Raw genomic sequence first — 12,685 nt, 5'->3', positions numbered from 1 at the left:
TAAACTGTTGATCTTTTTTCAAAACGTTACGATTTTTTTCAAATCCACAACAATCCTTATTTTGTCGTAAATAAAAAGAATCTATTTGAAAAATAATCAGAATAGATTCCTTACATAATAACATCACAAACTATTATTATCCTCTAAATAAAAAATCAGAAAGACGTGGTAAATCATGTTCACGACTATTATATTTAATTAATTCAAACTCTATATCTTCTAGATCAAAACCGTCTTGCAAGAGATCCACTACTACTGTGGTAAAATCAATTACCTCGCTATACCTTTTACCATTAAAACTTTTTTCTCCATATATTTCTTCAATCTCATAAATTACTTTTCTTAATCTCTTACTAAAATCAGAATCTTTCCTTACTCGTTCAATCTTAGATTCCCCTTCTTTATTATAGGAAGGATCATAGTGTTTAATTAAAATACGTTCAACAGCCTTACGGTCTACTTCATCCTCTATTTCATAAAAAATAACGATAAATTCATCTTCTTCCTTACCAAACCGTTCATAATATTTATGAGAATAAAGTCGATCCCTTAGATTACCTTGACCAACGTATATACACCCTTTTCCAATTGTATTAAAGTCCGTTACATCAGGTGAAAAAATAACATATACCCCTTTTTTAGAAAGATGCTTCTCTCTATCTAGGAATCTAATTTTGACGGGTTCTTTTACATTACTAATAGTAAATTTGGCATTAGATGATTCTTTAGTAGGATAAACAAAATCATTTAACTCGATTAAAAAATTAGGTTCTAGCATGTGATTAGGTGTTAACATATGATCCCCCCTCGTTTTTGTAAAATTCTATCATAACTATTATTTTATATTATAATTAACACATTTAACATGCTATATCAGTTCAGTTATATGTAAAATTCCATTTTAAATAATTCAGTTTGGATTTTCTTGAACTACATTTTCCACAACTAGAGGGAAAGAACAATCCGCAATACTCTTTAAATTTTCTTTTCTATACTTTATCAATAATTGGAATTTCACTCTAGGAATCCCTTGTTTTTTCAAATAATACCTCTTTATAGAAAGGGATAAAGCGATGCAGCTTTTTTATAAACGCTACATTCCATATTGGTTAATTTAAATTGTACATAACAAAAAAGAATTGCCCATCAAAACTTTAGATAGACAATTCCTTTTTATTAATTTAATCAAATTTTAATTTCTTTAGTGCCTCTGCGAACGGGTTGTTTAATGGTTCTTCTTCTTTGTTCTGTTGTTTCATATATTTTTGAACGTCACGCTTATCAGCTTTGTTTCCAGATTCTTTTTTACGTCTCTCCTGGAATGTCGATAATTTTTCGCGATAGCCACATTTACATGCAAAGATTTGGCCTTCACCTTCACCACGTAGTTCTAGTTTCTTCTTACATTGTGGACAACGAGCGTTTGTTGTGCGAGATACATTTTTACGATGACCACATTCACGGTCTTGGCAAACGAGCATTTTTCCTTTTTTGCCGTTTACTTCTAGCATCGGTTTACCACAGTCTGGACAAGACTTTGTTGAAATGTTGTCATGTTTATATTTTTTATCACTTGATTTAATTTCAGAAACAATTTCTTTCGTATAGTTTTTCATTTCTGAAATGAATACTTCTTTTTTCAGTTTACCCTTTGCGATAGCCTCAAGTTTTTGTTCCCATTCACCAGTTAGTGTAGGCGATTTTAACTCTTCTGGTACTAAATCAAGTAACTGACGACCTTTTGATGTAATGTGAATATCTTTACCACGCTTTTCAAGTAAGAAAGAATTGAAGAGTTTGTCGATAATATCTGCACGTGTCGCTACAGTGCCTAATCCACCAGTCGATTTTAACGTATCAGCAAGTCGTTTATTTTGCGTATCCATATATTTTGTAGGATTCTCCATTGCTGAAAGTAAAGTCGCTTCATTAAATCGTGCAGGTGGCTTTGTTTGACCTGATGTTTGCATAATTAACTTTACAGCTAATGTATCACCTTTTTCAATGTGAGGTAGAAGCTGCTCTTTTACGTCATCAGTTACATCATCATCTTCAAAGCGATTTTCGTATACTTCTTTCCAACCAGCGTGTAAAACCGTTTTTCCGCGTGCAATGAACGTTTCATTACCAACTTTTGTGCGTAACGTTAGTTGCTCGTATTCGAATGCAGGGAATAAAACAGCTAAGAAACGTTTCACAACTAAATCATAAATTTTACGCTCTTTATCTGTAAAGGATGAGAAGTTAACGTATCCTTCTGTTGGAATAATTGCGTGATGATCGCTTACTTTACTATCATCAACAAATGATTTATTAGGCTTAATTGACTTTTGTAGTACTTTATGTGCTAAAGGACGATATTCCCCGACACCGCACGCTTTTAGACGTTCTGGAAGTGTTCCAACGATATCAGATGAAATGTAGCGTGAATCTGTACGAGGATACGTTAACACTTTATGTTGTTCATATAATTTCTGCATAATGTTTAATGTTTCTTTCGCAGAGTAACCAAACTTTTTATTTGCATCACGTTGCAATTCAGTTAAATCGTAAAGACCAGGAGAGAATGACTTCTTCTGCTTTTTATCAATTTCCACAACAGTGGCATTTTGTTTATCTAAACTTTTTACAATACCATCAATTTTTTCTTTATTAAAACTGCGGCTATTACCGTTTGCATCTTGCCAAGTTAGCTTTAACCTATCGGTTGTTTGAGCTTCAATACCGTAGTATGTTTGAGCTTTAAAGTTTTTAATTTCATCCTCACGACTAGCAATCATAGCGACAGTTGGAGTTTGTACACGCCCACAGTTTAATTGAGCATTGAATTTTGTTGTTAATGCACGAGTAGCATTTAAGCCAATATACCAATCTGCTTCAGAGCGGGCAACGGCTGAGGCATATAAATTGTCATAAGCTTTACCTGGTTTTAAATTATTAAAACCATCTTTAATTGCTTTGTCTGTTACAGAAGAAATCCATAAACGCTTAATTGGTTTATTTACTTTTGCTTTTTCAATTATCCAACGTGCGACTAATTCGCCCTCTCTTCCTGCATCGGTAGCCACAATCAGCTCATTAACATCATTTCGAGTAAGTTGATGTTTCACAGCATTAAACTGTTTTCCCGTTTGTTTTATAACAACTAATTTCATACGTTCTGGAAGCATTGGAAGATCTTCAAGATTCCATGTTTTATACTTATTATCATAAGCCTCAGGATCTGCAAGCGTCACTAAATGCCCAAGAGCCCAAGTCACGATGTATTTGTCACCTTCTAAAAATCCATTACCTTTTTTTGTACACTTTAATACTTTTGCTATATCACGTGCAACTGATGGTTTCTCAGCAATTACTACACTCTTTGCCATTTATTCAAACTCCTTTACTAACTATATAACGTTTAATATACCACAGTTTTCAAGAAGAGCAGTAAGGGGGGACCTTCTATTTGGCAGTCATAATTGACATAGCTTGTTTAAGAATCTCTACTTCTTGTCTTAATTTCTTATTCTCTCTATAAACCTCATTAAATTGCTTTGGAGTCACTATCACTTGCTGCTTTGAATAAAACTTAATCCATTTATAAATAGAGGTAGGAGATATTTTATATTCAATGCTTAAATCCGTAACAGATTTCCCTTCAACATGTTGCTTTACAATTTCTTTTTTAAGACTTTCATCATATTTTTTATTTGTCATTACCTAATAACCCTTTCAAGTAAAAATTTTATCACCTAGATAGTTTATTATTGTATCACTACCTCCTTTTGATGACTATAGTCGGTCGATTGAAATGCTATTTTTCTTAGTTAATTAACTAAGAGGTGATGGCATGGAAATCCCAAAAGCTTTCGGTGAAGTATTAAGAAGACATAGAAAAAAAGCTAATTTTTCACAAGAACAATTAGCTCTCCAATGTAATTTAGATAGAACTTATATTGGGTTGCTTGAGCGTGCTCAAAGGCAACCAAGTATATCTACTATATTTGCTATATGTAAGGTGTTAAATATTGCTCCACATGAATTAATCAAAGAAGTAGAAAAGCTGATAAATTCTCAATAATAAATTTAGTTAAGAAGTTACCATAAAACATCCTTTTCAATGCTTTTTACAGAATAGGAAATGGTTAGTAAAATGTAGATATAATAAAAGCCCCTCTTTTTTTAAGGGCTTACACATTAAAAGATTATCAACATTTAATATATTTATTTGATGCTGATTTGAAATAAAATTTGATAATGAATTATTAATAAAGATAGAGATATTTAGGATTTTATTCCAGATTCTCTTTTTTATCCTGTATAATGAAACAAGAATAGCGCTATATTCAAATTATCAAGAGCTGATGAATATTAACTCACCTAATTCCCAACCTTATAGCAAATTCTACTACATAAAAAAATAAACAAAATATCTAAAAAGATTTAAACTGAAAGGAATTTGATTTTAAAATTATCATACAAAATATAAAGAGGGGTCAGATTAATGGGAACTGTTTTTTTATCACATAGTAGTAAAGATAAGTCTATTTACATAAGACATTTAGCTGAGAAGCTCATAAATCATTTGGGCAAGCACCGAGTTGTTTATGATGAAAGAACCTTTGAAAAAGGTATGAAGTCAATTGAAGAAATTGATAAAGGTTTAATGAAATCGGAGTTATTTGTAATTTTTCTTTCAAGATCATCATTAGAAGATTCAGATTGGGTGAAATATGAGCTAAACACCGCCTATGAGATGCTAAAAGACGGAGACATCAAAAGAATATACCCTATTATCATTGATGAGGAAATCACTTATAAACACCCAAATATTCCACAATGGATGAAAGATGATTACAACGTTCAATATGTGGGTCGACCAAGTAAAGCTTTTAGTTTAATTAAGCAAAGATTAATTGAAATATCTTGGGATCTATACCCTAAGTTAAAAGAAAAAAGAAATATTTTTGTTGGCAGAAATAATTTAACTCAGACTTTCGAAGAAAGAAAATATTCGTTCGAACCTTTAACATGTATTATCGCTTCTGGCATAGAAAAAATCGGTAGAAAATCTTTTATTGAATATTGTGCAAAAAAAACAAAAATAATAACAGATGTATATGAACCACCAATTATTAGTATTGATTCTCATCAAACTATTGAAGACTTTATATATAGTTTATACGGGTTGGGCTTTTCAAAAGAAATGGATATAACAAACTTAATGTCCACTTTGTTAGAAGAAAAAATTGAACTAGCAATAGAATTAATTAAAGATATTAAAGAAAATGATGAGATTATTTTTATAAGAGATGATGGCGGACTAATTATGTTTGATGGGAAATTTTAAAAATGGTTTTCTGAAATTTTAGATCGATTATCAAATGCAGAATCTGTTATATTTATGATTGCATCAAATTTCAGATTAAATCATAGAGAGCTACTCAAACATCCAGGTGTATTCCACACACATGTAGAGGAATTAAGCACCGCTGAACGAAGTGGATTATTTCAACAATATCTAGCTTTTAATGATATAAAATTAACAAGAGAACAAACTAGCAATTTCATATATTTATTAAAGGGATATCCAGAACAAGTATTCTTTGCAGTAGACATGATTAAAAACGAGGGTGTTAATCATGCTTGGAAAAATTCTGCAGACATAATTGAATTTAACAGTGAGAAAACAACTTTGCTATTAAAGAAATTTGAAAATAATGAGAAAATATTAGACTTTTTATTCTTATTAGCTCAGTTTGATACAGTTAGTTTTTCCTTAGTATTAGAAACAGTACATGAAAATGAAAAGGATTACTACGAAAATTTATTATCTAGGTTATTAATATCAGGATTATGTGAATATGAAGGTTCTGATAAAGAATATGTAAGGCTAATTAGCCCAATAAGTGATTTTTTACAGCGCTCAGAAAGAAAATTGAACCCTCAATTTCAAACAAACCTAGACATAGCACTAAAAAAGGTTTTAGAAGAAAGTGATTTTAATGAAAAAGAAATTCCAGACTTTTTATATGCCATTAAAACTCAATTTCAAAAAGGGGCTAAAATTGATACAAAGTATTTAATTCCTTCACATTTTTTAAAAATAATGATTGATTTATATGAAAAAAAGAGAAATTACCCTGACGTAATAAGATTTGCATATAAAGCTTTAGAAAATGAAGAATTTATTGATACTCAATTAGTACATGAAATTAGATATTTCTTATGTTTAGCTCTCGCAAAGCAAAAAAAACCTAAATTTTTCGAGGAAATACAAAATATTAATGGCGCCGATCATAATTTCTTATTCGGCTTCTATTATAGACAAATAGGAAATAATGAGAAAGCTTTAGAGCAATTAAAAAAGAGTTTGGAAATAAGACCTAATTTTAATAGAGCTAGAAGAGAATTAGTACAAGTTCATATTAATCTTGAAGAATATGAAAAAGCTAAAAACCTAGCCCAAGAATACTTTGAAAATGACAAAACAAACCCTTATTTTATACAAGCATATTTTACGGCAATCTTAAAATCAGACAAATCTAGACTGGAACTAGATAAATTAGAAGAACTAATACAATATCTAGAAAAAATAAAAACAGACAAAGCTAGCGAAATGGTATATAGATGTAAAGCTCAAATAGCTGCTTTTTATAAGAATGACAGAGATTTAGCTTTTCAATATATAGAAGCGGCTATTCACATAATTCCAAATTTAATTTATGCTAAGTTAATTAAATTGGACATTTGCCTAGAATTCAACGAATTAACATTAATGAAAGATGTTTTAGATGAGATAAATCAATATCATAAGAAAAGATATGATATTAGTGTTCTTACAAAATATGAATTATTATATTTGTTGAAATCTGAAGGAAAAGACAAAGCCAAAGGATATTTATGTAACTTACAAGGTGAAATAGGACCTAAGAAATATCAGAAGTTATCGAACATGCTAGAAGTATGACAAATTAATTTTAAATAGAATAATCTATTTAGAAAAATACTTTTTTATCCAAGAATTTTCAAGTTATAAAACTAACAATATCACTTAATAAGTGATGTGCAAATTCAATAAATAATGTTTATCTTGAAAATCCATTTTAAAAAAATCTCGATTTTTTTAAATGTCCTAATATTTCTCCCTTACTGTGTAATCCATAATTGATTACACAGTAAGGGAGTATTTTTTATATTCGAATTTAATCCTCATCCCAATCTAAATTAAATAACTCATTAAGCTTTCCTATTTTTTTATTGTTTACATCAACAGTATTTAAATTTGATGATTCACTTTTGAAAACCTTATTAGGGCTATTTAATTCTAAAACTTGTGAAATTTGATTTGGTAAAGTAATAACCTCCGCCTTCACATTAGCTTGTTTTAACTTGTCTGATCGTCCGTATAAATGAGGAAAATAACTTTCAGCAACAATTTGATTATACAGTGTTTCGTAGTGAGTTCTCTGGGCAGTTACTTTAGATAACTGTTCTTTCAATCTCTGTATTTCTAACTGCATTTTTGGTATAGATTCTTCAAGTGTTGCTAATTTTTTAGCGTCTGTGTAGAGGTCACTAATAATGTTTAATAGCTTTGCAATCTCATTTTTTAATTCTATTGTATTAGCACCATATTTAAAAAACAATTCTTCAACGCTAGGGATCGTTATAATGCCACTTTCGTCTAGTTTAGGAATATGAACAGGTGAATTTAAATGATTTATAAACTCTTTCATTCGCCTACTCCATGTATTCCTCCCTATTCCTGTTTCCTTTTCTAATAATAACGACGTTAATTTTCGATTAGGCTGTTTATATTTAACTTCTAAAGCAATGTTCTTTAAATCCTCATCAGACCATTGTTGTGGTTTACCTCTTTTAGTTTTCACCATTTTTATCACCTGCAATATTAGCATCTATTTTCGATTTCAATTCCATATAGTATTGTAACTTTTTAGCCGCTGACTTTCTTTCAGTTATATTTAAGTCATGACCGTATCTTTGTGGTAATCCAAATAAGCTTTCTAAAAGGGAAATAGACTCTTCAATTCTTTGTTTTAAATCTACAGAATGACTAGACAGCCATTTAATAGCTTCCTCTCTTTCATTTATACTAGGTGAGAATATATATTTTGGACAAAACTCACAAAACTCAATACAAGTATTTGGGAAATCCTCTTTAAGTTCTGAACATAGCCCGTATTGAACTCTACCTACGTGTTTTTCGGTTATCTTCTCTTTCTCAATGTTAGATTTATGAACAATATATTTTTTCCACCCTATGATTGAATTGTCCATTCTATAGCCAATCTCTGTTTCAAGCTTTAGTTGAGCTAGCCTATATACATACGATTGCGCAAAATGCTTAACATGACTAAAGTAACCTTGCGTAATTTTTAGTTCACTATGTCCAGCTAGTGTAGCAATATTATGCATACTAAAACCTTGCAAGCACATATTGATGATAGCAAAGTGTCGAGTATCACCCGCTTTTACGCGTTCTAAATTGTATCGTCCATATTTCTCTTCTACGATTATTTTATAGAATCTATCTTTTAAATCATTAAAATTTCGTAAGTTCATTATTGGATTCTGTTTTTTCCTTCTAATTTTATGATTTAAGCTAAACATTTCTGACGGAAAAAAATATTCCGAGTAAGGAAAATACATATTTACCTTATCCCTTACTTCTATTAAAAGTTGATATGTTTTTTGGTCAATCACAACTGAATCATATTTTATAGAAAAATCAATGGTAGCAGATTTATTTTTTATTCGTGGAACCGAAATTGTATAGGGCTCATTTTCACTTTCATCATAAGATAAGCAATTTTTTTAAGTTTTAGAAGTTCACTTGGGCGCATAGGCAATGTATTTGTAAGTAACCACCAAACTAAGATTGGTATGTAACTTATAATTTCTTCCACAGGGTTATTTTTAAAATAATGATTGATGACGTCATCTAATTCAAGTACATCTTGAAAATCAGGTAAGTCTCTGGAGGTTTGTGGCTGTTTAGGCATACTAGAGCATATATTAAGGATTTCTTGATAACTATCGGTTCTATAAAAATCAATAAAGTTCGACGTAACACTAACCATGTGATAACCAAGATATTTATATTTCTCAATACTTTCAGCTAATATGCCCTTTAATTGAGCTAAACTTTCGAAACCTTGAGATCCAAGTATAACCTTTCGTAATGCAGATAACTCATCATAAGTAGTTTTGGGTGTTTTTCCAGATATAAGTCTAAGTAAAATAAAGAATTTTAGATGTCTATTGATTTGCGGATAGCTAATTAAATCAAATTTCATTTGCAAATTTAATTGTGATAAAGGATCATAAACAAACCACTGGTTGTCTTCAAAAGATTTATTTTTTATAACCGCGCTTTCGACTAAATCATCAAATATCTGTTTATAATCTTTTAATAACAAGTCACCTTTAGAAATTTGTTGAATGGACTCTATTTTATAAAAACGTGATTCATTTAAAATTTTTCTAATCTCCATGGTTATCTCCTGGTAAATAGATTTTATAAGCATATCGTTTTAACAAATCATTGATTTGATTCATATCTACATAAGCTTTTACATAACTTTTACCGAAAGTATTATTAGCTTCACTCAGTATCAATAAACATTGCAGTAGAAAGCGACTTTGCCTTTTTAAAAGATTTTCATTGTCACTTTCCTGTATTGAAGTTAAAAGTCTTAGAAGTTCCTGATTTAATTGAATTAGAACCAAATTTTGTGGAAGAACATATTCACAATACATGCAATTCATTAAAGCTGGATAAGCACAATTTGGGAATACTAAACATTGTGCATGTTCAATTTTAGATGGCATAGAATGGGTTGATAATTCCGAAAATAAGTCATGTAATTGCTGTTTATTTAAGCGCATAACTTGATGTATAACTTTTAACCTCTTTTCATAGATTGCATTCATTACTTCCGCAACCGAATCATTATCAGTCTCCTCTATAATGGCAGGGGTTAAATAATTAGAAACATAAGCAGCTATTGATTCGGTTTCTTTAAGAGAGATGTGTTCTTTTATTTCTTCAATAATAGTGGTTCTATCTTCTAGATTTAGGGTTTTATAGTTATCGGTATACGTAAATCTTAATAATTGCTCATATAGCCATCCAAAATTTCCTCTTCGAAAAATATTTATGGCAACTCTTCCAATAGAGCCATCTTTGTTCATAAGCTGTATATAAGTTTTTGTGGTATCTTCATTTTTATGTGATCTTGCATTTTGAGCTAAAGTCAGTGCTAACTCAGAATCAAAAGCATCCCCTTCAGTTACAGATCCATATAAGTATGTTGCCAAAGAACGGTTCATTATTAAGCTACTAAATGTAAATCCTTCGAATTCTTTGTAGCATTCAAATAATTTAGAATGTGTCCCTTTTCTACCTTGAGTTTTAATTCTACGATACTTACCTTCAATAAATGTTTCCAACTGTAATGTGTTAATTTCTCTTAATCGCTCCGATAAAACTAATGCATAAGCTAGTGGTTTCTCCAAGTTTGAAGGGACTAAGAAAGTAAGTATCTCATTAGTTTTAGATGCCCGCTTATTTCTAAAAGCAAGATACAAATTTTTAATTATCATTTGAATTTGATGTTCACTTAATGTGAATTTTTCAGTGTGAAAATTTGATTCTTGAATGCCAAGTTCTTTTAAATTTAAGTTGGGTGTATTAAGAATTAAATCACTTCCTCGTATAAAGTCACAGCATAATAAAGTAACATACACCCACATATTTGCATACTGTCTACTATTAAGACTTTTTTCGATATGAAGTTCTATATTTTGTACATGCTTATATATTTGATTAAAAGTTGAGGCTGAATAAATTTCTTGTTGTTTATGTTCATGCTTTTGAACAGCTAATAATTTATTCTTTTGAGGTATATTTTTTTGATCAAATGCATATGACAGAAACCGAGTAAATAACAGTTTTTCTTTTGAAGTAAACAAACCTTCTTTTAAGGATAATTGATTTAATTCCTCTATATCGCTTTTGAAAACTTCTCTAGATAAGTTTTTTTGGAGTTTATTATGAAAATTAATAAATTGAGTAATAGTAACTTTTTTATGAATAGTAGAGCCTGTACATTTATTAAAGTAAGCTTGTGAATACGTTATAAATAGAGTTCGAGTTTCCATAAACAAATTATGTTGTTGTGTTTCATTAGCTATTTTATTCATCGCATATTCACAGTCAATCTCCACAAGACTATCACGGTCGTCGAGAAACTGTTTATATTTTATCAGCTCTTCTTTTGGTATAAAAACTCGACCATTTATTTTTTTTACACTCATTTTATGATTGGATCGTTTTGAATAAAGACTATTTTGAATAGAAACCGTACTCCTACCAAGAATCTCCGAAGCTTCTTTAATTGAATAATAATCTTTATTCAATTGAATCATAACCTCTCAACTTCCTTTCCATAAGTTTAGGAATGTATTCCTCATGCACATTATCTAATTTCTCTTCAATTTTTTTATGCATTCGTGGTGTTGAGACCATATAAGAGAGAGCAGATTCTAAGCTAGAATCACCTCGTAAATGTGCAATTTCATAAGGGTTTTGTGCCTCATTCGCAATGAGGTTTGTAAATGTTCCCCGTCCTATATGTGTAGACCATTTAATACTTTTTAAATGGTGGGCTACTAAGCGATGTTCAATATTATTTGAAGTTTCTAAGGTGGATATTAATTTAAATTTACATTTGTCGAAGTACTGTCTATAACTTCTACCTGACATCGGCTGCTCATTGGTGTTTAAAAACAAAGCATTAGTTTGCTTAGCAGAGTATAGCTTTAAATGCTGTCGAATCAGGGTAGATCCCCAGCCGTTCACATCTAACGCTACCTGAGATCGTGTCTTTTTTACTGAGGCATGTTCTTTTAAATCTGTTCTAAAATTTTGGTTTTCTATTTTTAATATCAACTCTTTATTTGTTATAGATTTTGATATTTGTGTACGTTTTAAATTAACTACTTCTGAAACTCGTAGCCCTCCAAATATTTGTAGATATATTCCTAAAGCAATTCTAGGAGTATGTGTAGAGGCAATCTCTAAAAATAATGGTATATATTCAAATGGTAAAATGTGTTCAATTTCTTTTATTTTCTTTTTTGGATAAACCACTGTAAAAGGAGATTTATAATATAAAGTATTGTATTCGTTTTTTTCTTGTTTAAAATCAATTAAACTAACCTTTAAAAATAGTAATTTATTTATTCCCCACGTATAGAAATGCACTAGGGTTCTTTCAGCATCTTTAACAGTATCTTGAGAAACCTTATTGGTGCCCAACCAATTTAAGTATGCTGAGCCATGTGAGATGGTCAATTCTGTTAAATTTTTAATTTTCAAACTTGGATAATATGTTATTAAGTAGTTTAAAAACTTCACTATATTTGTAGCATGCTTTTTCTGCGTATTAAATGACTTATACCCCCATTTTTCAATAATAAAATTGCTAAGGTGATGAATTACATATGTGTCCTTTTTGATGTTTTTAAGAGCAATTAATGAAATATGTTTTTTCTCTTTAACTGTTTGGCTTTCTTCAATTACATAATCAATCCAAACTGGTTGTGTTATAAATTTTAAATTTTCATTTACACTTTTTACTGAGATTAATTCCCCCACTAACTCTCCCCCTTT

12 protein-coding genes are annotated in these 12,685 nt (G+C 30.2%); 3 read left to right on the top strand and 9 right to left on the bottom strand.

The features are described from left to right. Positions 1-136: 136 nt before the first annotated feature. The 4 genes from Q3V31_RS23915 to Q3V31_RS23900 all read right to left on the bottom strand — a co-directional run bounded on the left by Q3V31_RS23915 (position 137) and on the right by Q3V31_RS23900 (position 3,702). Positions 137-796, bottom strand: a complete 660-nt coding sequence (locus Q3V31_RS23915) for a GIY-YIG nuclease family protein (RefSeq protein WP_329767381.1) — start codon at positions 794-796, stop codon at positions 137-139. A gap of 114 nt (positions 797-910) precedes the next feature. Beyond that, positions 911-1,042, bottom strand: coding sequence for a hypothetical protein (locus Q3V31_RS23910; RefSeq protein ID WP_329767380.1), 132 nt, complete (start codon positions 1,040-1,042; stop codon positions 911-913). A gap of 139 nt (positions 1,043-1,181) precedes the next feature. Then, the gene (gene topB / locus Q3V31_RS23905) at positions 1,182-3,371 is read right to left on the bottom strand and encodes a DNA topoisomerase III (protein ID WP_329767379.1); all 2,190 of its coding nucleotides are present in this window, start codon (positions 3,369-3,371) and stop codon (positions 1,182-1,184) included. Between the two features lie 76 nt (positions 3,372-3,447). Beyond that, a complete protein-coding gene (locus Q3V31_RS23900; RefSeq protein ID WP_061530759.1) occupies positions 3,448-3,702 on the bottom strand; it encodes a transposase in 255 nt (84 codons plus the stop codon). 133 nt (positions 3,703-3,835) lie between these two features. On the opposite strand from Q3V31_RS23900, the gene Q3V31_RS23895 reads away from it, so the two are divergent. The 3 genes from Q3V31_RS23895 (at position 3,836) to Q3V31_RS23885 (ending at position 6,955) form a co-directional block, all read left to right on the top strand. Further along, entirely contained in the window at positions 3,836-4,066 is a 231-nt protein-coding gene (locus Q3V31_RS23895) for a helix-turn-helix domain-containing protein (protein ID WP_329767378.1), read from the top strand. 423 nt (positions 4,067-4,489) lie between these two features. Continuing rightward, complete coding sequence (locus Q3V31_RS23890) at positions 4,490-5,335, top strand: toll/interleukin-1 receptor domain-containing protein (protein WP_329767377.1); 846 nt, start codon at positions 4,490-4,492, stop codon at positions 5,333-5,335. Between the two features lie 54 nt (positions 5,336-5,389). Next, positions 5,390-6,955, top strand: coding sequence for a tetratricopeptide repeat protein (locus tag Q3V31_RS23885; RefSeq protein ID WP_329767376.1), 1,566 nt, complete (start codon positions 5,390-5,392; stop codon positions 6,953-6,955). Positions 6,956-7,190: 235 nt separating this feature from the next. On the opposite strand, the gene Q3V31_RS23880 is transcribed toward Q3V31_RS23885, so the two are convergent. The 5 genes from Q3V31_RS23880 to Q3V31_RS23860 are packed head-to-tail and all read right to left on the bottom strand — an operon-like array spanning position 7,191 to position 12,670. Continuing rightward, on the bottom strand, positions 7,191-7,880 hold the full coding sequence (locus tag Q3V31_RS23880) for a hypothetical protein (RefSeq protein ID WP_329767375.1): 690 nt from the start codon (positions 7,878-7,880) through the stop codon (positions 7,191-7,193). Continuing rightward, positions 7,867-8,712 carry a site-specific integrase gene (locus Q3V31_RS23875; protein ID WP_329767374.1) on the bottom strand — a complete coding sequence of 282 codons (846 nt, stop codon included), beginning with the start codon at positions 8,710-8,712 and terminating at the stop codon, positions 7,867-7,869. Before Q3V31_RS23875 ends, Q3V31_RS23880 begins: the two co-directional genes overlap by 14 nt. A 47-nt stretch (positions 8,713-8,759) precedes the next feature. Beyond that, on the bottom strand, positions 8,760-9,503 hold the full coding sequence (locus Q3V31_RS23870; protein WP_329767373.1) for a hypothetical protein: 744 nt from the start codon (positions 9,501-9,503) through the stop codon (positions 8,760-8,762). Continuing rightward, positions 9,493-11,439 carry a helix-turn-helix domain-containing protein gene (locus Q3V31_RS23865; RefSeq protein ID WP_329767372.1) on the bottom strand — a complete coding sequence of 649 codons (1,947 nt, stop codon included), beginning with the start codon at positions 11,437-11,439 and terminating at the stop codon, positions 9,493-9,495. Before Q3V31_RS23865 ends, Q3V31_RS23870 begins: the two co-directional genes overlap by 11 nt. Next, the gene (locus tag Q3V31_RS23860; protein WP_329767371.1) at positions 11,423-12,670 is read right to left on the bottom strand and encodes a tyrosine-type recombinase/integrase; all 1,248 of its coding nucleotides are present in this window, start codon (positions 12,668-12,670) and stop codon (positions 11,423-11,425) included. The genes Q3V31_RS23865 and Q3V31_RS23860 overlap by 17 nt, the downstream gene beginning before the upstream one ends. Positions 12,671-12,685: the final 15 nt, after the last annotated feature.

Origin of the sequence: Bacillus nitratireducens (genome assembly GCF_036320425.1) — a bacterium.
In the GTDB taxonomy this organism is placed as follows: Bacteria; Bacillota; Bacilli; order Bacillales; family Bacillaceae_G; genus Bacillus_A; species Bacillus_A nitratireducens.
Note: the sequence above shows the minus strand (reverse complement) of the source record. Positions and strands in the feature narration are given on the sequence as shown.

Coding starts and splice junctions, on each gene's coding strand:
- Q3V31_RS23915 (WP_329767381.1), bottom strand. CDS start 796: ATGTTAACACCTAATCACATGCTAGAACCTAATTTTTTAATCGAGTTA.
- topB (WP_329767379.1), bottom strand. CDS start 3,371: ATGGCAAAGAGTGTAGTAATTGCTGAGAAACCATCAGTTGCACGTGAT.
- Q3V31_RS23900 (WP_061530759.1), bottom strand. CDS start 3,702: ATGACAAATAAAAAATATGATGAAAGTCTTAAAAAAGAAATTGTAAAG.
- Q3V31_RS23895 (WP_329767378.1), top strand. CDS start 3,836: ATGGAAATCCCAAAAGCTTTCGGTGAAGTATTAAGAAGACATAGAAAA.
- Q3V31_RS23890 (WP_329767377.1), top strand. CDS start 4,490: ATGGGAACTGTTTTTTTATCACATAGTAGTAAAGATAAGTCTATTTAC.
- Q3V31_RS23885 (WP_329767376.1), top strand. CDS start 5,390: ATGATTGCATCAAATTTCAGATTAAATCATAGAGAGCTACTCAAACAT.
- Q3V31_RS23880 (WP_329767375.1), bottom strand. CDS start 7,880: ATGGTGAAAACTAAAAGAGGTAAACCACAACAATGGTCTGATGAGGAT.
- Q3V31_RS23870 (WP_329767373.1), bottom strand. CDS start 9,503: ATGGAGATTAGAAAAATTTTAAATGAATCACGTTTTTATAAAATAGAG.
- Q3V31_RS23865 (WP_329767372.1), bottom strand. CDS start 11,439: ATGATTCAATTGAATAAAGATTATTATTCAATTAAAGAAGCTTCGGAG.